Consider the following 20,801-nt stretch of genomic DNA (forward strand, 5'->3'; position numbering starts at 1 on the left):
GTTCACCTGATGGCTCTCCTGTCAAAGCTTCGCATGCACGAGCTGCTGGGTATATGCATGCTGCGGGTCCTGGAAGATCTGGTCGGCAAGGCCCTCTTCGACGGCTTCGCCGTTGCGCATCACCATCACCCGGTCCGCCATCGTGCGGATAACACCGAGATCATGCGAGACGATGACGATGGTGATGCGGCGCTCGCGCTGCAGCCGCTTCAGCGTGTCGAGCACCAGCGCCTGGACGCTGACGTCGAGCCCCGTCGTCGGCTCGTCGAGAAGCAGAAGTGCCGGTTCAAGCGCGATGGCCTTGGCAAGCTGCACGCGCTGCTGCATGCCGCCGGAAAGTTCCGCTGGACGGGCGTCCATGCGCTGGACCGGAAATTCCGAAGCGTCGAGCGCGCCCCTGGCGCGGGCGCGAAGTGTCGCGAAATTCCGCTCGCCGGCAATCAGCAGCCGCTCGGCGACATTGCCGCTGCTCGTGTGGTTCATCCTCAGGCCAAGATGCGGGTTCTGGTAGACGATGCCGATATGGCGCGCCCGCAGCATGCGCCGCTCGAAACGGTCGAGCGTGAAGAGGTTCAGATCCTCGCGACCGGGCAGCGCCAGCCGGTATTGCCCCTCATCCGGCCTGTCTTCGAGGTTCATCATCCGAAGCAGCGTCGATTTGCCGGAGCCGGATTCGCCGACAATGCCGAGCACTTCGCCGGGATAGACGGTGACATCGACGCCGCGCAGCGCCTGAACCTCGCCAAAGCTCTTGCGGATGCCGTTCATCGTCAGGATCGGTGAGGACAGCATCAGCCGCGGCGGCTGACGGACCGGGGCAGAAGGATTGGGGGCGGAAAGACTTGCGGCGCTCATTGCTCGATCCTGCCCTGCTTGTAGTAAGTTTCACCGATAGCAACGGCTTCGCCGTCCCGCTTGCGGATATGTTTGACGCCGTACTGGCTGTCGGAGACCTCGAAGGCGGATGAGCCATCGTCCTGCGGCAGCTCGTTCATGAAGTAGCCTGTTACGCCGCTGCGGTGACAAATCTTGTCAGCATGGTCCTCGACCCGGTAGGGCACATCGTCGAAGACGAGCGGCTCGACGCGCGTATAGGGCGGTACGGCATGAATGCGCTTTTCGCGGCCGGCCGACAGGATGGTGAGGTTTGCCGCCAGATTCATCTTCGGCACGTCCCAGCGCGGGATCGGCGAAGGCGTCATCACATGGCGGCCATTGACCATGCTCGGATAGCTGGAGCCCTGCATGATGCGGCCCGAGCGCACGAGCTGTTCGTAAAGCGTAAGCCAGAGCTGACCATAATCGGCGTCGCCATGCATGATGCGGGCTTCCGACATGTCCGGCTGGACCGGCCGCAGCGGCTCGGGATTGGGAACCTGCAGCACAAGGATCTGGTCCTCGCGCAGCTTCTCTTCGGGAATGCGGTGGCGCGACTGGATGATGTCGGCCTCCAGCGTATCCAGCGTCTCCCGGGCCGAGCTGACACGGCGCAGGAATTTGCGGATGCTGCTGGCATTGACGGAATCGTCGGCGCCCTGGTCGATGACCTTGACGACCGAGGTCGGTTTCAGGAGCGTCAGCGTCACCTGCAGGCCGCCGGTTCCCCAGCCACGGGCAATCGGCACCTCGCGGCTGGCATAGGGTACCTGATAGCCGGGAATGGCGATGGCTTTGAGGATGCGGCGACGCATCTCGCGCTTGGCGGATTCATCCAGGAAGCCGTAGCTGAAGGCCGCCCAGGGTTTGGTCAGTTGATCGAGTTTCACGGCATTGCCTTTTCGAGTTCGGCCTGTTGGACCGCGCCGCTCTCGGGCGCGCCGGGTTTGCTGGCTGCCTTGTCGGCCTTCACGCGCCTGATCGCATCGAGGCTCGACTGGAAGGTCACGTAATGCGGCAGCTTGAAGTGGATGCAGAAGCCCGAGCTTTCGACCGGCTCGGTGTGATAGAGAACGAACTCCTCGTTCGAGGCCGGATGCGGATTGGGCTGATTGGAGGCGAGATCGAGCGAGGCGGCCGCAATCACCTTCACCTCGTTCCAGCCGAAGGTGGCCGAAAAACCGAGCTCCAGCCCCTTGCTCTTGGAGATGATCTCGCTCTGGCTGACGCGCACGCGACCGGCGCTGAAGAGCGTGCCGCGCGGATGGCGGACACGGACCTCGGCCTCTCCGAGCCTGAGCTCGTTGACGGTCGGATGCACGCTGCCATAACCGCGCATGGTCGAATAGCCGAGCGCCAGCGTCCCGCCCGTATCGGCACGTGCGAGGCTCTGCAACTTGTGGGCGCGGCTTGCCGGGAAGAGCAGCGGCTCGCGCGTCACGTCGGGGATCTCGTCGAGCGGGAGGTCTTCCGCTGGCGTCTCGGCGATCAGGCCCTGCGCCTTCTGCCAGTCCGTGAGGGACGGCTGCGTGGCGGGTGCCGGCCTGTCTGCCGATTCCACGGGTTCGGGGACGAAAGTCGCGCCATCGAGCACGCCGACATTCAGCAGCCGATGGGAGTAGTCGAGCGTCGGTCCGAGGATCTGCCCCCCCGGAATGTCCTTGAAGGCTGCCGAAATACGCCTGACGGTAAAGAGATCCTGCTGGCGAACCGGCTCGGCGATCGTCAGGCGTGGCTGGGTCGTGCGGTAGGCACGCAGCAGCAGCACCGCTTCGTAGAGGTCGCCGCCGGATTGGGCGAGCGCCAATGCGGCAAGCTCAGGCGCGTAGAGCGAGGCCTCGCCCATGACGCGATCGACGAGGTAGGGCAGGCTCTCGCCGATCGCCTCGATGCGGGCCTTGTCGATCTGTCCGAGCTCTTCGCGGTAGAGACGCTCGGATTGTTCGATGGCGTGTTCGCCGCCACGTGTCGCAACATAGGCCATCAGAGCACCTCAATCTTGGTGGAGCGGGGAATGCCGATCAGGCTTGCGCCATCGGCGAGGTAGATGTCCCAGCCGAGGGGATAACGGATGATTTCGGCCCGCAGCGCCCAGAAATCCGGATGCACACCGCCGATCGCGATATCGAGGGCGCCGTTGATGCCGGGGCCGGTCAGGCGAAGCCCTGTTCCGCTGCCGATCTGTGTCTCAGCGAAAATCGTCGCCGAGGCGTCGGGATAGAGCAGGTTGCCGCTCAGCATTGTCGAAAGTGCAAACAGGTCCGCCTGGTTGCCGACAGACGCGAAGACATATTCGGCTTCGTTCAACGCAACGGCATTGGCGCCGGTCCTGGCGATATCGGCCTTCAGTGCCTCATTGGAGCAATAGAAACTGCATTCGCGGTCGAGCAGGCTTTCGGCGAGCGCAAGCAGGCCCGGAAAGGGCAGGGGCTGGACACGGCCGGGGCGCGCGAGCGCCCACATCAACGCATCGAAGGTGGCATTGGTGCGCATGTCTTCGGCAGTCGGAAGAAGCAGGGCTTGGCTCATCAGAAGGTCTCCATCCGCACGCGCGTCGCTTCGACCTTGCGCAGCCTGACATCGTCGTCCTGCATCTGGCGGCGTTGTTCGCTCGTCAGGAATTTCTCGATTCCCGTTTTGCCGATACCGCTTGCAAAGCTTGCATCGATGACGGCCATCGCCATCGCATGTTCGAGATCGCGCCCGACGACGGCGCCGTAGCCTTCGACGCCATGATCGGCCAGACGAATGTGAGCTTCGGCCATCAGCACCTCGCCGAGATGGAAGGCTGTGTTCTGCACGGTGTCGGTATAGGGGAGCATCGCAAGGCCGGTGCGGTTGACGAGAACCTCAACCGCTCCGGCCTCATCGAGCAAATTCTCTGCAACGGTCTTGATTCCCTTGGCATCGGCCCTGGCAAGTATGTCGAGCATGCTTGCATGGCTGAAGCTGGCAGGGCGCGCGCCGGCGTCCATGGTGTCATTCATCGTCCTGTCCTTTCGCCGGTGTCGCCGCGCGATCCTCCGGCTCGTTGTCAATGCTGAATTGCACGCGCTCTCCGGCCCAGACGGTCTCGGAATAGGCGATCGGCCGGCCTTCCATGTCGACGTCGGTCTTCTGGACGACGAGCACCGGCTGCTGTGGCGATTGGGCGAGAAGCTGCGCCTCGTCGCCGATCGCCCGGCGGGTGAGGATCATGGTGCTCTGCCTGACATAGTCGGGGATGCCGAAGGCAGCGTAGATGCTGGTGACGGATTCACCCGCGCGGCGGCGCAGATGCATGTTCGGGAACCGCTCCACCGGATGATAGGAGTGGCTGAGGCTGATCGGCACGTCATCGGCAAAACCCCGCCGGGCGATCATGTAGACCTTGGCGCCCTCGGGAAGCCTCAACGCAGCGGCGATGCCGGGCGGTGCGACAATCTCGGATTCCGACACCGGCTGCCCGGAAGGCACGCGCCCCTGTTCCAGCAGGTTTTTGCGGAAGCGCGTTCGCCGGGCAATATTGTAGGTGATGACGGAGTGCTCTTCCACGAAGGTGCCGCGGCCCTGCTCGACCCGCACCTTGCCGGCGGATGCCAGTTCGGCGATCGCCCGCCGGACGCTGTGGCGGCCGACCTTGAATTGCTCCATGATCTCGGATTCCGTCGGCAGGCGGCTTCCCGGCGCGAGCGCGCCCGAGGCGATATCCCGGTTGATGTGTCGCTCGACGATCTGCCACTGGCCGGAGCGCGATTTCATGTCGATCGGATGTTTTTCGTCTGTCATTCGGATGAATCCAAAATTCATTCGGATGACCTAAACATAGCTGTCGTCGGTGACGCTTTTGTGTAGGGCGACGCAAAATTGGGCACAAAAGAAATGTCACCTGCCGGCTTGCCGGTCGGCAGGTGACGAAGTTCGGCTGCCGCTGATGCCCCAGCCGGCCGAACTTAATTTTCCGGCATCGCCTGGCTCGGTACTGCGCCCGTCCGCATCGTCCGCTTGAAGCCGCCGCTGCCATCCATGCCGGGTGTGACGATTTCCGGGTAGAGGTAGAGGAAGTCGTGGAAATGGACGACGGTCGAGGGGCCGTCGATCAGCGTGATGGCATATTCTGCCGGGCCGACGCGGTCGCGGTGGCGGGAATCGCCGAGGTTCAGTGCGGCCTGGTGGTTGAGGCCGTAGCACATGGACATCGGAATACCGTGCCAGGAGCCGGCGATCGGCCGGTGGACGTGGCCGAAATACATATGCCGGATCGCCGGATGTGTCTTCAGCACGGTCAACAGCGCCTCGTCGTCGACCATGCGGATATTGTCGACGCCGTTCATGCCGATACGGAAGGGCGGGTGGTGGAAGAAGAGATAGACCGGCCGGTCGCTCGCCTCGGCAAGCCGCCTTTCGAGCCAGGCAAGGCGGGCGGCGTCCATGTGACCGCTATGTTTGCCGTGTTCGATCGTGTCGAGCATGATGAGCCGGCAGCTGTCGTAGTCGATCACCGACTGCACGAAGCCGTTTTCGTCGACCGGCTGGTCGGGGAAGACGGATCGGAATGTGTCGCGATTGTCGTGATTGCCGATCATCAGGCGGTAGGGAATGGTCGTTTCCTGATCGAGAATGTCGCGCAGCAGAGCATAGGCCTCGGCCTCGCCGTGATGGGCGAGATCGCCGGTGAAGATCAGCCAGTCGGCATCGGGTTGGTGGGCGCTGATATCGCGCAGCGCCAGGCGCAGGCGCACTTCCGGGTCTGTATCGAAGAGCGAGCTGCCGGGCGACATGAGGTGGACGTCGGTCAGCTGGATGAATTTCGGCATGTCTGTCTCCTGGGGATATTATGCGGCTGCGCTGGCCGGCTGCGTTTCGATGAGGCGGCCGTCGCGGCCGAAGAAATGAAGATGTTCGGACGGCAGGGTCACCGTCAGCGCCTGGCCGACGGCCCGCTTGTCGGTTGCAGGCAGCAGCGCCGACAATGCGGTCTGGCCGATGCGCAGATGGACCTGCCGGCCATTGCCGAGTTCCTCGACGAATTCGACCGGAAGGTTCGCTCCCGCGCCGACCTGCATGTGCTCGGGTCGGATTCCGGCAACGATTTCCGTGCCCGGTGCGACCGGCAGCACATGCTCGAGCGGAACCTTGATATCGCCGCCGAGTACGATGCCGCGGCTGTCGCCATCGACGACGGCCGGAATGAGGTTCATCGGCGGCGAACCGAGGAAGCTTGCGACGAAGGCGCTTGCCGGCTTCTCATAAATGTCGGCCGGTCGGCCCATCTGCTCGATCCGGCCCTTGTTCATGACGATCAGGACATCGGCGAGCGTCATCGCCTCGATCTGGTCGTGGGTGACGAACAGGCTGGTGACGCCCTGGCGGCGGTGCAGGCGCTTGATTTCGAGCCGCATCTGAGTACGCAGCTTGGCGTCGAGGTTCGACAGCGGCTCGTCGAACAGGAATACTTTCGGTTCGCGGATGATGGCGCGGCCCATGGCGACACGCTGGCGCTGACCGCCGGAGAGCTGGCCAGGCTTGCGCTTCAGATAGTCCTCAAGCTGCAGTACCTGGGCGACTTCGGCGACGCGCCGGTCGATCTCGGCGCGCTTCACGCCTGAAACCGTCAGCGAATAACCGAGGTTCTGGGCGACCGACATATGCGGATAAAGTGCATAGTTCTGGAAGACCATGGCGACGTCACGCTCGCGCGGCTGCAATTCCTCGACCTGCCGGCCGGCAATCGAGATCTTGCCGGTCGAAACCCTTTCGAGGCCGGCGAGCATTCTGAGCAGGGTGGACTTGCCGCAGCCCGACGGGCCGAGGATGACGGCGAAGGCGCCGCGCTCGATCGACAGGCTGAGGTCGTGAAGTACCTGTGTCGTTCCGAACGACTTGGTGACGTTGGTGAATTCTATTTCGGACATTTGAAATCGATCCTTGCGCGCGGCCTATTTTTCCGAGTTGACCAGGCCCTTGACGAACCATCGCTGGGCGAAGATCACGACTGCGACGGGCGGCATCATCACGAGCAGCGCGCCGGCCAGGATGACGTTCCAGTCGTTGGCGCCATCGGCACCGGGCTGCATGAAGGTGAGGCCGATGGTGAGCGTGCGGTATGCCGGGCCTGATGTGACGAGAAGCGGCCAGAGATACTGGTTCCAGCCGAAGACGAACATGATCACGGCCAGCGCTGCGATATTCGTCCGCGACAGCGGCAGCAGGATATCCCAGAGGAAGCGCAAGGCGCCCGACCCGTCCATCTTGGCAGCCTCGGTCAGTTCATCCGGAATGGTCAGGAAGAACTGGCGGAACAGGAACGTGCCCGTCGCGGTGGCAATCAGCGGCAGGGTCAGTCCGGCATAGGTGTTGATGAGGCTGAGATTGAGATCGATGCGGATACCGGCTGCCGCCTTCACCAGCCAGACGATACCGGTCCATTCCATGATTTTCTGGAAGGGCAGGAGCACGTTCGAGGCGACCTCGTAGGTCGGAACGATGCGTACCTCGAGCGGCAGCATCAGCGTGATGAAGATCATCCAGAAGGCCACGCCGCGAAAGCGGAAGCGGAAATAGACGAGGCTGAAGGCGGTGATCATCGCGATCACGATCTTGCCGACCATGATCGTCACGGCCGAAATCAGCGAGTTGACGTAAAGCGTCGAGAAGCCGCCCCGCTCCCAGGCGGCGGCCATGTTGACCAGCAGGTGGTCGCTCGGCAGCAGCGGCCTCGGGATCTCCGCCATGCGTTCGAGCGGCAGCGTCGCGGTGATGAACGATACGTAGATCGGGAAGCACATGAGGGCCGCTCCGCCGATCATGATCGCGTGCGTGACGGTGTTCAGGATCGGTGTCTTTTCGATCATTCGCCGGCCTCCCCCTTGTCGGAGCCGGCGTAGTGAACCTTGCGCTCGACGAAGCGGAACTGAAGGAGGGTGACGGAGATGACCAGCAGCATCAGGATCAGCGATTGGGCCGAGGACGAGGAAAGGTCGAGCCCGATGAAACCGTCCTTGTAGATCTTGTAGACCATGGTCTGGGTGGCATTGCCCGGGCCGCCCTGGGTCATGACGTTGATGATGCCGAAGCCCTCGGTGAAGGAGGTCGCGACGTTGAGCACCAGAAGCAGGAAGAAGGTCGGCGAGATCAGCGGGAAAACGAGATCGAAGAAACGGCGCACCGGTCCGGCTCCGTCCATGGCGGCGGCTTCGACGAGATTGTTCGGAATGGCCTGCAGGCCAGCCAGGAAGAAGACGAAATTGAAAGTGATCGACGTCCAGCTCGAGGCGATGACGACCATGATGAGGGCGTCCGTGCCGCTGAGCGACGGGTTCCAGATACCCGGATACCATTGGTTCAGGATACCGATGAAGCCGATCTGCGGCTGGAAAATATACTGCCAGGCGACCGCGGCGACGGGTGCCGCGACCGCATAGGGCCACATGATCGCGGTCTTATAGAAGATCGTTCCGCGCAGGCCGCGGTCGGCGAAGACCGCAAAGATCAGCCCGAGGCCCAGCGAGATGGTCGTGGTCGATACCGACATGATCAGCGTGTTGCGAATGGCAGTGTGATAGACCGGGCTGGCGAGGATTTCGGCAATGTTGCGCAGGCCGACCCAGACGGCGTCGCCGCCGAATGGCGGTTCCAGCGTGAAGGACCAGAAAAGGGCCTGGCCGGTCGGCCAGTAGAAGAACACGAAGATGATCAGCAGTTGCGGCGCTATCAGCAGATAGGGCAGCCACCGGTCTTCGAAGATGACGCGTTTGATCATGCGGAATGCTCGGGCGATGGGACATCGGGGAGCCAATCCGGGGCGCTGGCGCAGTCCGGATTGGCGTAGTCAGGCAAAGGCAGGTCTGCCGATCAGGGCAGCTTGGCGCCCGGATAGGTATCGGCGAAGCGCTTGAGCAGCTGGTTGCCGCGCTCGGTCGCGGTGTCGAGAGCCTGCTGCATCGTCACCTGGTTGTTGAGGGCCTTCTGGATCTCTTCGGTGATGATGTTGCGGATTTCGACGTAGTTGCCGAGGCGAACGCCCTTGGAGAGCGGCGTCGGCGTTGCGCGGGTCAGGCTCTTGACGGCGAGGTCGCGGTTGACCTTGCCGTCCTGCTGGTAATAGCCTGACGCAACGAGGTCGTTATAGGCCGACTTGGTGACCGGGATATAGCCGGTACCGTCGGACCAGAGCTTCTGCTGTTCCGGCTGGGCGATGAACTGGTAGAAGGCGGCGACGGCCTTGTACTCTTCCTTGGAGAAGCCCTTCATCGTCCACAATGCGGCGCCGCCGACGAGGCTGTTGATCGGCGCTACGTCCTTGTTGTGCGGCAGCTGGGCAACCGTCCAGTGCGTGCCCTTCGGACGCGCCAACTCATCGGTCGTGGTGAAGCCGGCGATCGAGTCGAAGAAGATCGCGCACTGGCCGTTGACGAACATGTCGCGCCGGGTATCGACGTTCGGATCGTATTTGGCGAGACCCTGATCGAACCAGCGCTTCTGGCGTTCCATATGCTTGACGAACAGCGTCTTGTTGATTTCGAGCTGGGCGTCGAGGCCGTCGTAACCGTTATTTTCGGTGGCGACCGGAATGTTGTGGATCGCCGAGAACTGCTCCATGTCGGACCAGAGATCGATCGTCCAGGCGACCGGGCACTTCGAGCCGGCCTTGTCGCGCAGTGCCACCAGCAGGTTGTCGAAGTCTTCCCAAGTCTCCGGGAAGCGGTCGTAACCGGCAGCCTTCAGCTGATCGATGTTGTAATAGACCATGGCGGTCGAGGAGTTGAACGGGAAAGCCCAGAGCTTGCCGTCGCGGCCGGCGTAATAATTGCCGATAACCGGGAAATAATCGTCCCAGTTGACCTTGATGCCGGTCTCTTCGACCAGCTGATAGGCCGGAATGACTGCGCCCGAGAGCATCATGGTGCCGGTGCCGCGATCGACCACCTGCAGGATGTGGGGCTGGTTGCCGGCGCGAACGGCGGCCATCGCCTTCTGGAAGATTTCGTCGTAGCTGCCTTCGCGGGTGCAGTTGATGTGGTAGTCGTTCTGGCTCTGGTTGAAGCGGTCGCACTGGGCAAGCACTTCTTTCTGCAGACGGCCCGAGAGGCCGAACCACATGTTGATTTCGGTCTTGGCGCTCGCGGGCGCAGCACTGGACAGCACCGCAAGAGTGGTGGCTGCGATAAGAGCAGTCTTGAACATCCCTATCTCCAAAATTCGTTTCATGCGGCAGCCGGAAAATGATTGGCCCCGCGATAACGTGCGATTTCCTATCGTGGAAACGTTTCATCGGCGTGACGGCTTTGTGTAAGATTGGTGACGTTTCAGTCGTCGGTGGGAGGATCGCCTGCCGGCCGGCAATATGTTGGGGACTTCCCGCGTGGTGGCGCGGGAAGAAAAAAGGGTGGGAATTTGCAGGCGGGCTCAGGATCCGGCGGATTCGCTCAGAGCCGCCAGGCCCTGTGTTACCAGTTGGGCGGTGATTTCGACCGCGTTCACCCCGACGGCGCCAGTGGAATAGGAGGCGCCGACCGCCGCCCAGCGTGCCGCCAGTTCCGCATCGCGGCTATTAAGGTAGACGGCGAGGAACACGCCGACGAAGATATCGCCAGCCCCTGTCACATCGACAGGCTCCACCGCAAGCGCCGGCGCAATGATGGGCGCGACGCCGGGCCGGATAAGCGCCGAGCCGACGGCACCCATGGTCAGCACCACGCTGGCGCCATCACCTTCGACACGCTTCGCCAGAGCTTCCACGAGCGCGGCTTCGTCTATCTGTCCGCCCAGCAACTGGCGCGCGGCGGGCCGGCTCATGAAAATGAAGTCGCAGGCGCGGCGCAGCTCGTCGAATGCGGCAGGAGTCTGCCAATGCGCCGGCAGGCCGGTCGTGTCGATCGTCACGAGTTCGGGGCGCATCGCGCCGGTCAGGCGCAATTCGTCGAGCAACCCTACCCGGAAACCTTCCAGATGCAGGCAGTGGCGTCCGCCCTTGGCAACCGCCTCGCCCAGATAATCGCGAATGCGCGGCACCGGCAACGACAGCGGCTCGTTGAGGATCGTTCGCCGGCCGCCCGTTTCCACGATGATGACGCTGCGTGACAGCCGCCCGCCGGCGACACGCTCGACGGCCTCGACATTAAGACCGCATTCGAGCAGCTGCGCCAGCGCCCAGTCGCTCTCGGGATCGTCGCCGAGCGAAGAAATCAGGTTGACCGCGACCGGAAAGTCGCCGCCCAGGCGGCTGGCGGCAATCGCCACATTCGTGGCAGGCCCGCCGACCGAGCGATGAATGAGCCGGGCCGAAACGCGGCTGCCTGCCGGCGGCATCTCGTCCGTCAGAATGGAATGGTCGATGCTGACATAGCCGATCGTCGTCAGCCGCGGCGCGTCGGGCGGCAGCGTGATGCCGCGGCGGGCCTGTTCGGTCTGTCCGACCAGGGAGCGTGCGACGGAGCTTGGCCTGTATCCCAGCCGCTGGATCGCGTCGAAGACGGCGCGGCGGTTCTGCTCTGTCACGGCAGGATTTCCGTTGACGACACGGCTCACCGTGCCGACGGATACGCGCGCCAGCCGGGCGACATCCTTGATGGTGGCGCGGGCTTTCATGGCGTGATGACGCCCGTGGAGAGCGGGGCGGCGCGCATTCCGGCAGTTGCGGTTCCAGTGCGGGGGATGGAAATCGTGGTCGGGTGGGACTGAAGGTTCATGCAATCATCATAGAAGCGTGTCGGAAATTTCATATTCGCGGATTAGCCCTCGCGTGACTACACAATGAAACGTTTTCTTGGTGTAGCGCAACTCAAATTTATGCGAGGCTTCATGCTGATCACCACCTATAATATTCAGTACACTCGTGGCCGGGATGATCGCTACGATCTGGAACGGATCGTCGAAACCGTCAAGGACAGTGACATTATCGCCCTGCAGGAGGTGGAGAATTATTGGGACCGTTCGGGTAATGTCAGCCAGTCGGACGAGATCGCGCGCCTCTTGCCCGATCATTTTTACGTCTGGGGTCCGACGGTCGATGTGCTCAAGGTTTCGGACGCTGCCGGCCGGCGCCCGACCGACTACAAGCGCCGTCAGTTCGGCAACATGATCCTTTCGCGCTACCCGATCCTGTCGACACGCAATCACATGTATCCGAAATTCACCGCACCCGGTCCACACACCATCCAGCGCGGTGCGATCGAGGCGCTGATCGAAACATCGGCCGGCCCGGTCCGCTTCTATTCCACCCATCTCGACCACCTGGCGAGCCGCTACCGGATGGACCAGCTGCAGGAACTGGTTCGCATCTCCAACCGTGCCTTCTATGACGGCCCTGCAATCGGCGGGCGCGAGATCGTCGCCTCCTGGCGCGAAGAACCGGCTTTGCCCGACATGCCGCGCGAAGCGATCCTGCTCGGTGATTTCAACTTCGAGCCGACATCGCCGGAATATGAATGGATGTGCGGTCCGGTCAACCGCTGGCATGGCAGGCTGCCGGATGCTTCCGGCTTTGTCGATGCCTTCGTCGCGGCAGGCGGCGCGGAAGATCAGGGGCACACGCTTTACCGGGACTTCGACGCCAAAAGCGGCATCCGCATCGACTATTGCTTCGTGCCGACGTGGTATTCGAGCCGCCTCCGCAAGGTCTGGGTCGATGAACGTGCGGACGGATCGGATCATCAGCCGCTGCGTATCGATATCGACCTTTGATTGTTGCTGGGCTGATATTAGCGGAACGACAATGCCTGACGCTGCGGCTGGAGCTGCGGCGTCAGGACATCTCGCCCGCCCTCGCGCGGCTAGACAGCGTAGGGATTTTCCGCCGGTTTCGTGAACCAGTGCGGGCCGTCCTCGGCCATATAGATATGGTCTTCGAGGCGAACGCCGAATGTGCCGGGAAAGACGACCATCGGCTCGTTCGAGAAACACATGCCCGGTGCCAGCGGCGTTTTGTTGCCGCGGACGATATAGGGCGCCTCGTGGATTTCCAGGCCAAGGCCGTGGCCGGCGCGATGCGGCAGGCCAGGCAGGCGATAGTCCGGGCCGAGCCCGTGCCGTGCAAAAGTGCTGCGGGCCGCGGCATCGAGGCTTTCGCAGGTCTCGCCCAGTCTGGCCGCATCGAATACGGCCTGCTGGCCTTCGCGCTCGATTGTCCATGCCCGCTCGAATTCGCTGTTGCCCGCTTCGAGCATATAGGTGCGCGTCAGATCCGAATGATAGCCATCGATGCGGCAGCCGGTATCGACAAGAACGACGTGACCCGCCTGCAGGATCTGTTCGCCGTCCGCCCCGTGCGGCAGCGAGGTTGCCGCGCCAAACGAGACGATGCAGAAGCTCGAGCCGCCGCTGGCGCCGGCGGCGCGATGCTGCTGGTCGATGAAGCGCACCACATCCGAGGCAGCCGTGCCTGCTGTCAGCGTGTCGCGAACCTTGCGGTGAATATCGAGTGTGACGCCCATCGCATAGCGGATGAGGGCGATCTCCGCCGGAGACTTGATGGCGCGCAGCGCGCGGATCATCGGACCGCCATCGACGAGGCGTGCTGCGCCCATCTGCTCGGCAAAGGCATGATAGAAGGCAAGCGGCAGGGCATCGTCCAGCGCGAGCCTGCCGGAGGGGCCGGCCAGTTTCGAAACCAGCGCCGACGGGCTTTCCTCTTCCTGCCATACTGCGATCTCGCCCGGCAGGTGCGGCAGGGTTTCGACGCGGCTGTTCTCGAAGCCGGGCACGACATAGATCAGCCTGTCTTCGGTGACGACGGCGCCGAGCAGACGCTCGCTCAGGTGCCAGACGAGGCCGGTGAAATAGCGTAAGCTCTCGGTTGGCCCGAGCAGGGTCGCAGCGATACCATGCGCCTGCATACGTTCGCGCAGGCGCGACAGGCGGCCTCGCCGCTCCTCCTGTGTGATGGCTGCGACGGGATGGGGCCAGGCAGAATGAGACACGCTATATATCCGTAATTTTTGCCAGAATTAGATGCTTGATTCGAACATAGGGCAATTGTAGGCACTGTGTCGACAAACATTCTACAGGATCTTGCCATGCTCGTCAGCGAATACACGATCCCCGGCGTCCATATCCGCGACCACCTCGTCGGCGTGCCGCTTGTTTGGAAAGAACCGGATGGCGCATCGATCAAGGTCTTTGCACGCGAAGTCTGCGATCCCGCACGCAGACAGGAAAAATTGCCGATCCTGCTCTTCCTGCAGGGCGGTCCGGGCGGCAAGTCGCCGCGTCCGGTCGGAGGCGGTCCATCCTGGCTTGGCGAAGCGCTCAAGCATTACCGCGTCGTGCTGCTCGATCAGCGCGGCACGGGCAGGAGCACGCGTATCGAGAGCGCCACCATGTCCACCTTTGCGGACGGCAGGGCCGCGGCCGAATATCTCGGTCATTTTCGTGCCGACAGCATCGTTGCCGACTGCGAACATATCCGGAAGACCGTCTTCGACGGCGTGCGTTGGGAGACGCTGGGGCAGAGCTATGGCGGCTTCCTGACGCTGACCTATCTGTCGCAGGCGCCGGAAGGGCTGGCCGCCTGCTATGTTACCGGAGGGCTGGCAGGACTTTCCGCCACGGCAGATGACGTCTACCGCCGGACCTATCCGCGCGTGGCTGCGAAGAACCGCGAGTATTACAAACGTTATCCTGCCGATCTCGACCGGATTGCCCGGATCGCCGAGCGCATCGCGGAGGGTGATGTTCGCCTTCCGGACGGCGACCGCCTGACGGTTCGCCGCCTGCAGACCATCGGCATCGATTTCGGCATGGCGACCGGTTATGAAAACATACACTGGCTGGTGGACGAAGCCTTCACCGACCCGGAGGAAACGCGGTTTTCCGACGCGTTCCTGGCCTCCGTCATGTCGCTGACCTCCTATGACGGCAACCCGATGTTTGCCGCGCTGCAGGAAAGCATTTACGGGCAGGGCAAGGGCGCGACCGGCTGGGCGGCCGAGCGCATCCGGTCCGAATTTGCAGAATTCGGCGAAGGGAACCGGCCGCTCTACCTGACCGGCGAGATGATGTATCCTTGGATGTTCGAGGACATCCGGTCGTTGCGGCCGTTCCGTGACGCTGTCGAAGCGCTGGCACGCTACGATGCGTTCGAACCGCTCTACGATCCGGCACGGCTCGCGTCGAACGAGATCCCCGTCGCCGCGGCCATCTATTTTGACGACATGTATGTCGATGCGGAACTCTCGCTCGCCACGGCTCGTGACGTCGGCAATGTGAAGACCTGGGTGACGAATGAATTCGAACATGACGGCGTGCGCCAGTCGCCCGCCGTTTTCACGCGTCTGCGGCAGATGGTTCGCGACAGCGGCGGCCCCCTCGGCTGATCGAGGCTTGCGCCGCCGCAGGTGCCGGATATCAGGCCGAGAGCGATTTGCCGCCGACGCGATCGAAAAGATGCATGCGGTTCATGTTGAAGGAAAGCGGCCCGTGCAGGCACGTTGGCCTTGCCTGCCAGAGGGCTGGCCCAGGGGAAGGTGAGGCGATCGAGCCCGGTGTCGAGAGCCTGACGCCGGCCTGCCATGGCCGGTCATCTATACGCGCGCTGCCTGATTGGCTTCGCTGTCGATCCGCACCCTGCTGTCGGTTGCGCGCGGCTTCAGCGCTTTTGTCAGGCAAAGCGCCGCGATGATGATCGGCAGGCAGACGAGGTAGGAAATCCTGATGCCTGCGTGCTCGGCGACGAAACCGAGCAGCGGCGGCGCGAGGAAGAAGACGACGAAGGACATTTGCCCGAGGGCCGCGACGTTCAGATGGGCCGGCCGATCGGTTCTTTGTGCGGCCGCCGAAACGGCCAGGGGGTAGACCGCGCTGCAGCCGCCGCCCATCAGCGCGAAACCGAAGAGCGCGACATAGGGGTGCGGAGCAAGCCAGACGGCGCAAAGGCCAACCATCGAGAAGACCAGCAGAAAGGTGGCCACGGCGCGCGCGCCGAACCGGTCGACAAGCGGGTCGACGAACAGCCGGGCCAGGGCCATGAAGAAGGTGAACATCGTCAGCCCGAGGCCGCCGACAAAAGGTTCGGCCGCGAAGACATCGCGCATGTAGATGGCCGACCAGTCGATGCCGGCGCCTTCCACGAGAAAGGCGGCAATGCCGATGATGCAGAGCGGCATGAGCCCCCATGTCGGCAAGGCGACGCTCGGGCCTTCCACATGCTCGATCCCGGCACGGGCCGGGGCATTCTTCATGCCGGAGATGACGATGGTGCCGACGATGAGGACGAACGTGAATGTCAGCGCAAGATGCAGGTGCATAGACACGCCCGCCTGACGAACGGCCGAGCCGACCAATGCAGTCAGGAAGAATCCAAGGCTCCAGAAGCCATGCGCCCTGTTCATCACGCCCCGGCCGAGCTGGGCTTCGATGCGATCGATCTCGACATTGAGATTGATCTCCAGTGCGCCCGCAAGCAGCCCTTCGCAGAGCAGAATGAAGAAGACCAGCCAGGCGGCACCGGCCCAGGGAATGGTTGCCAGCAGCGCAGACGTGCCGAGCACCGTCAGAAACGCTGTCCTGCGCGCGCCGAAGCGCGCAATGAGCGGTGACGCGAATGTCAGGGAAATCAAGGCGCCGATTGCCGCGCCGATCAGCGTGAGACCGAGTTCGGACTTGTTGACAGCCAGGGCATCCTGAAGATCGGGCAACCGCGAGAGCAAAGCTCCCATCGAGATGGCGAAGAGAAAGAAGCAGACATAGATCCGGTGTTGCGGCTGGATATGCATTCGATCGCTCCGGGATGTGATCGGTTCGGAAGTTTGGCTTCAATCGCAACGATAGCGAAAAAGACAATTTCGAGTGGCATTTCCGAGATATATCTTGTTGGTGGTAACCGCAACAGCAACTTTAACTGGTTGCCTGCCGGCGCTCGGATTTTCCGCTTCGCCGACCGCGAGGCAGGATGTTAAACCATCGTATATCTGACCTTTCGCCGTACGCGGACTTAGCCTGCCCGGATCGTAGCGAGCCCCAGAGGAGAAAGATACGATGCTCAAGTCCATGACCATGGCCGCACTGGCGTTGATTCTTGCCGCTGCCCCTGTTTCTGCGGCCCAGCAGGCCCACAACGCCAAGATCACGGTTGTCTTCGATCACGAATTGCCGAACGTCCCGGGCAAAAGCATGCGCGGCGTTCTCGTCGAATATGGGCCGGGCGGGTATAATCCTGCACATACCCATGCCAAGAGCGCCTTCATCTACGCGACGGTCATCGAGGGCGAAATCAGAAGCAAGGTGAACGACGGGGAAGAAAAGGTCTTCAAGACCGGCGAGAACTGGATCGAAGTACCCGGTGACCATCATCTGGTCAGCGCCAATGCCAGCAAGACCAAACCCGCCAAAATCCTCGCGGTGTTCGTCGTCGATACGAAGGAAACGGAGCTGACAACGCCAGACCCCTGATTGCGATGCTGCTTGCGGGAAGGGGAATTCCGTCGTGACCTTCCCGCCAGACGGGACGTTGGCTGCGACAGGAGCCTGCGTGTTATTGCTTAATGTTGACTATTCGAAATTAAGTAAAAAACAAGTTTTCCTCTCAAGAATTGGGGTATTCGATATTTGAGGGGACGTTATGCACGAGGAAAAGATCAAGCGGCCGATATGGATCCGCATTACGGCCTATGGGTTTGCGGCCGTTATGTTTGCAAGCGCGGCAATCGGTGGTCTTGCCTGGCATCGCCAGAACGCGATGAGCAATCAATCGCTCCAGAAAGAGCTTTCGTCTGACCTGCATGTGATCCAGGCGGATATGGAAGCTCAGAGGCGGGCGGCTGCGGGTCTTGCGATAGCCCTTGCCGGTGAGCCTGAGACGGCCGACCTGATTGCCAGGAATGATCGGGCATCCATTCTTGCAAAATATGCCGCCAGCCTGCCGGCGATCAAGGCGCAGGGTCTTCAGCTCATCACGTTCAGCAGTTCCGATGGCGTGGCCGTTGCGCGTATTCACACGCCCGACGTCTTTGGCGACGATCTCAAGGGACGTCGCAAGATGATCGTTGCGGCGCTGACGCAGGGTAAGCTCAACGCAGGCATCGAACCCGGGCGGACCGCCGTCAGCATGTTTGCCTCGGCGCCGGTCATCAAGGATGGCAAGACCGTCGGCGTCGTCGATGTCGGCACCTCGCTCACGAACGACTATTTTGCGCCGTTGGCGCAATCGGTTGATGCCGCGGTTGCAGTCCATATCCTTCAGGACGGAAAATTCGTCCCTCAGGCCTCGACATTCGGCGACAAGACGATCCTTACTCAGGAGCAGTTGCAGGCGGCTTTCAACGGAGACCGCGTTCGTGTCCATGCCATTCGCGGCGACAAGGATTATGAAGTTGCCGCCATCCCCTTCGAAGATTTTTCCGGCCGCAAGATCGGCGTTTTCGAAATCGGCTCGGATGTGACGGAGATCGTCGAAGCGTCGCGGCAGGCGCTCTGGATGGCCGCGATCGGCGCCGTCGTCGTTTCGCTGATTTCGCTTGTCGGCTTCCTCGTCTTTGCGCGTTCGATTGCCGCGGTCATCAAGAAGACGACAACTACCATGGCGCGCCTGGCCGCAGGCGATCTCAACGTCGAGGTTCAGGGCCAGGCCCGGCCGGATGAGATCGGTGCAATGGCTCGTGCCGTCCAGGTCTTCAAGCAGAATGCGATCGAGCGGGTTCGCCTCGAACAGGAAGCAGAGACCAATCGCAGCATGAGCGAAAGGGAGCAGATCGAGCGCGAGGAGGAAAAGGCGAGGGACGCCGCCGACGTGCAGTTTGCCGTCGACAATCTCGCCGCCGGTCTCTCGAAGCTCGCCGAAGGCGACGTGTCCTACCGCATCGATCAGCCTTTCGTGGCAAGGCTCGACGGCGTCCGCAGCGATTTCAACAATTCCGCGGAGAAGCTGCAGTCGGCGCTGAACCGGGTGTCGCAGAATGCCCGCGGAATCGATTCCGGCGCAAACGAGATCAAATCGGCCGCCGACGATCTTGCCAAGCGCACGGAGCAGCAGGCAGCCGCACTCGAGGAAACGGCTGCGGCACTTGAGGAAATCACCACGACGGTGAAGGATTCAAGCAAGCGCGCCAAGGAAGTCGGTGAACTCGTCTCGCGGGCCAAGACGGGCGCCGAACAGTCGGGCGAAGTCGTCCGCCGCGCGGTTTCGGCCATGCAGCAGATCGAGAAGTCTTCGGGCGAGATCTCCAACATCATCGGCGTCATCGACGATATCGCCTTCCAGACCAACCTTCTGGCGCTGAACGCCGGTGTCGAAGCCGCGCGTGCCGGTGAAGCCGGCAAGGGCTTTGCGGTCGTCGCCCAGGAAGTGCGCGAACTGGCCCAGCGTTCGGCCAACGCCGCCAAGGAAATCAAGGCGCTGATCACCACGTCGAGCGAACAGGTCAATGCCGGCGTCGGCCTCGTCGGCGAAACCGGCAAGGCGCTGGAAACGATCGCCGCAGAGGTCCAGGAAATCAATCGCCACATAGTGGCGATCGTCGAAGCATCGCAGGAACAGTCTTCCGGCCTCGACCAGATCAACCTCGCCGTCAGTCAGATGGACCAGGATACGCAAAAGAACGCGGCGATGGTGGAAGAATCGACCGCCGCAAGCCACAATCTCGCGAAGGAAGTTGCTTCGCTCAACGAGTTGCTTGCCCAGTTCAAGCTCAGCGAGACGGGTCTTGCGCTACGTTCGGCCGCACCTCGTGCTGCCGCCCGCAGCGATGTACCGTCGCCGTCGCCGGTCCGCGCCCTCGGACGCAGGATCGCCTCGGCATTCTCAGGGAATGCGGCACTCGATACGAAGGACGGCAACTGGGAAGAGTTCTGAGGCTCGAACCGCTGAAGAAAGCGGTGCGGCCGCTATCGCCGCACCGCCTTTAGTGCCAAGTCTGCATTCGTCAGCCCGAAGCAACCGCTAGGCGAGCAGGAGGCGCTTCTCAGTCTTGACGTCGAAGAGATGCAGCTTGCTGAGATCCGGCATCATCCTGACGGTGTCGCCGGCCTGCAGGGAAAGCCGGTCCCGCACTGTGGCAACAAGCGGATCCGACCCAAACTTGGCGTTGATCTGGGTTTCGGCGCCTGTCGGTTCGATGACCGCAACTTCGGCGTTTACGCCGTCCTGGCTGATGATCAGGTGTTCCGGGCGGATGCCGTAGACTACCTCTGCGCCGCGTGCTATCGCCGCAGCCTCCGGCAGCGGCAGGCGCCCGCCGCCATCTGCGACAAATTCCAGCGGCCCGGACGCGCTGATCTTTCCCTTGATGACATTCATGCCCGGCGAACCGATGAAGCCGGCGACGAAGAGATTGGCAGGCCGATCGTAGAGATCGAGCGGCGAACCGATCTGCTCGACATAACCGTCGCGCATGACGACGATCCGGTCAGCCATGGTCATGGCTTCAATCTGATCGTGCGTCACATAGATGGTCGTGGTTTTCAGCCGCTGATGCAGCTGCTTGATCTCGGAGCGCATCTGCACACGCAACTTGGCATCGAGATTGGACAGAGGCTCGTCGAAGAGGAAGACCTGGGGCTGGCGGACGATGGCACGGCCCATTGCGACACGCTGGCGCTGACCGCCGGAGAGGTTTCTCGGATAACGGTCGAGCAGGTGTTCAAGGCCCAGGATCTCGGCCGCATCACGTACACGCGCCCTGATCTGCTCTTTCGGCGCTTTTGCCAGGCGCAGCGAAAAGCCCATATTCGCTTCCACCGTCATATGCGGATAAAGCGCATAGGACTGAAAGACCATGGCAATATCGCGCTCTTTCGGAGCGACGTCGTTGACGACCTTGTTTCCGATCGAGACGTTGCCGCCGGAGATTTCCTCGAGCCCTGCGATCATCCGCAGCAAGGTCGACTTGCCGCAGCCGGAAGGGCCGACGAGGATCACGAACTCTCCGTCGCGGATGTCGATATCGACCCCGTGCAGCACTTCGAAGTGACCATAGCTCTTGCGGACATTTGCCACATTTACGGACGCCATA

General features: G+C 62.2%; 19 protein-coding genes. 4 read left to right on the forward strand and 15 right to left on the reverse strand.

Translation table 11 applies throughout. The features are described from left to right. Nucleotides 1-21: 21 nt before the first annotated feature. From ACU8HS_RS27215 to ACU8HS_RS27270, 12 genes are all read right to left on the reverse strand, one after another. Nucleotides 22-855, reverse strand: coding sequence for an ATP-binding cassette domain-containing protein (locus tag ACU8HS_RS27215; RefSeq protein ID WP_112704025.1), 834 nt, complete (start codon nt 853-855; stop codon nt 22-24). Then, nucleotides 852-1,766: an alpha-D-ribose 1-methylphosphonate 5-phosphate C-P-lyase PhnJ gene (locus ACU8HS_RS27220; RefSeq protein ID WP_112704026.1), complete on the reverse strand. Its 915-nt coding sequence runs from the start codon at nt 1,764-1,766 to the stop codon at nt 852-854. The genes ACU8HS_RS27215 and ACU8HS_RS27220 overlap by 4 nt, the downstream gene beginning before the upstream one ends. Then, nucleotides 1,763-2,860 carry a carbon-phosphorus lyase complex subunit PhnI gene (locus ACU8HS_RS27225; protein ID WP_447016112.1) on the reverse strand — a complete coding sequence of 366 codons (1,098 nt, stop codon included), beginning with the start codon at nt 2,858-2,860 and terminating at the stop codon, nt 1,763-1,765. The genes ACU8HS_RS27220 and ACU8HS_RS27225 overlap by 4 nt, the downstream gene beginning before the upstream one ends. Further along, entirely contained in the window at nt 2,860-3,405 is a 546-nt protein-coding gene (gene phnH / locus ACU8HS_RS27230) for a phosphonate C-P lyase system protein PhnH (RefSeq protein ID WP_112753508.1), read from the reverse strand. Before phnH ends, ACU8HS_RS27225 begins: the two co-directional genes overlap by 1 nt. Then, entirely contained in the window at nt 3,405-3,863 is a 459-nt protein-coding gene (locus ACU8HS_RS27235; RefSeq protein ID WP_113414516.1) for a phosphonate C-P lyase system protein PhnG, read from the reverse strand. The genes phnH and ACU8HS_RS27235 overlap by 1 nt, the downstream gene beginning before the upstream one ends. Then, nucleotides 3,856-4,644: a phosphonate metabolism transcriptional regulator PhnF gene (phnF, locus tag ACU8HS_RS27240; protein WP_447016113.1), complete on the reverse strand. Its 789-nt coding sequence runs from the start codon at nt 4,642-4,644 to the stop codon at nt 3,856-3,858. The genes ACU8HS_RS27235 and phnF overlap by 8 nt, the downstream gene beginning before the upstream one ends. A 164-nt stretch (nt 4,645-4,808) precedes the next feature. Next, a complete protein-coding gene (locus ACU8HS_RS27245) occupies nt 4,809-5,672 on the reverse strand; it encodes a phosphodiesterase (RefSeq protein ID WP_447016114.1) in 864 nt (287 codons plus the stop codon). An 18-nt stretch (nt 5,673-5,690) separates the two neighbouring features. Next, the gene (locus tag ACU8HS_RS27250) at nt 5,691-6,770 is read right to left on the reverse strand and encodes an ABC transporter ATP-binding protein (protein ID WP_447016115.1); all 1,080 of its coding nucleotides are present in this window, start codon (nt 6,768-6,770) and stop codon (nt 5,691-5,693) included. A gap of 24 nt (nt 6,771-6,794) precedes the next feature. Beyond that, nucleotides 6,795-7,709: an ABC transporter permease subunit gene (locus tag ACU8HS_RS27255; protein ID WP_113414512.1), complete on the reverse strand. Its 915-nt coding sequence runs from the start codon at nt 7,707-7,709 to the stop codon at nt 6,795-6,797. Then, nucleotides 7,706-8,617, reverse strand: coding sequence for an ABC transporter permease subunit (locus tag ACU8HS_RS27260; RefSeq protein ID WP_112753498.1), 912 nt, complete (start codon nt 8,615-8,617; stop codon nt 7,706-7,708). The genes ACU8HS_RS27255 and ACU8HS_RS27260 overlap by 4 nt, the downstream gene beginning before the upstream one ends. A 92-nt stretch (nt 8,618-8,709) precedes the next feature. After that, nucleotides 8,710-10,041, reverse strand: a complete 1,332-nt coding sequence (locus ACU8HS_RS27265) for an extracellular solute-binding protein (protein WP_447016116.1) — start codon at nt 10,039-10,041, stop codon at nt 8,710-8,712. Between the two features lie 222 nt (nt 10,042-10,263). After that, a complete protein-coding gene (locus ACU8HS_RS27270; RefSeq protein ID WP_447016117.1) occupies nt 10,264-11,445 on the reverse strand; it encodes a PfkB family carbohydrate kinase in 1,182 nt (393 codons plus the stop codon). A 213-nt stretch (nt 11,446-11,658) separates the two neighbouring features. Between ACU8HS_RS27270 and ACU8HS_RS27275 the strand changes: the two genes are divergently transcribed. Continuing rightward, the gene (locus ACU8HS_RS27275; protein ID WP_162706973.1) at nt 11,659-12,540 is read left to right on the forward strand and encodes an endonuclease/exonuclease/phosphatase family protein; all 882 of its coding nucleotides are present in this window, start codon (nt 11,659-11,661) and stop codon (nt 12,538-12,540) included. A gap of 89 nt (nt 12,541-12,629) precedes the next feature. Here ACU8HS_RS27275 and ACU8HS_RS27280 read toward each other — a convergent pair whose 3' ends face one another. Further along, entirely contained in the window at nt 12,630-13,775 is a 1,146-nt protein-coding gene (locus ACU8HS_RS27280) for a M24 family metallopeptidase (RefSeq protein ID WP_447016118.1), read from the reverse strand. A gap of 96 nt (nt 13,776-13,871) precedes the next feature. Between ACU8HS_RS27280 and ACU8HS_RS27285 the strand changes: the two genes are divergently transcribed. Then, nucleotides 13,872-15,170, forward strand: a complete 1,299-nt coding sequence (locus ACU8HS_RS27285) for an alpha/beta fold hydrolase (protein ID WP_112704060.1) — start codon at nt 13,872-13,874, stop codon at nt 15,168-15,170. A 207-nt stretch (nt 15,171-15,377) separates the two neighbouring features. On the opposite strand, the gene ACU8HS_RS27290 is transcribed toward ACU8HS_RS27285, so the two are convergent. Further along, nucleotides 15,378-16,568 (reverse strand): MFS transporter, encoded by a 1,191-nt coding sequence (locus ACU8HS_RS27290; RefSeq protein ID WP_447016119.1) that lies wholly within the window; start codon nt 16,566-16,568, stop codon nt 15,378-15,380. Between the two features lie 262 nt (nt 16,569-16,830). Between ACU8HS_RS27290 and ACU8HS_RS27295 the strand changes: the two genes are divergently transcribed. After that, nucleotides 16,831-17,244 carry a cupin domain-containing protein gene (locus ACU8HS_RS27295; protein ID WP_112570668.1) on the forward strand — a complete coding sequence of 138 codons (414 nt, stop codon included), beginning with the start codon at nt 16,831-16,833 and terminating at the stop codon, nt 17,242-17,244. Between the two features lie 169 nt (nt 17,245-17,413). Continuing rightward, on the forward strand, nt 17,414-19,642 hold the full coding sequence (locus ACU8HS_RS27300) for a methyl-accepting chemotaxis protein (protein ID WP_447016120.1): 2,229 nt from the start codon (nt 17,414-17,416) through the stop codon (nt 19,640-19,642). A gap of 87 nt (nt 19,643-19,729) precedes the next feature. Here the strand turns inward: ACU8HS_RS27300 and ACU8HS_RS27305 are convergent, their stop codons facing one another. Beyond that, nucleotides 19,730-20,800 carry an ABC transporter ATP-binding protein gene (locus ACU8HS_RS27305; protein WP_447016121.1) on the reverse strand — a complete coding sequence of 357 codons (1,071 nt, stop codon included), beginning with the start codon at nt 20,798-20,800 and terminating at the stop codon, nt 19,730-19,732. Nucleotide 20,801: the final 1 nt, after the last annotated feature.

The sequence above is a fragment of the Rhizobium sp. KDH_Rht_773_N genome, from assembly GCF_052946295.1.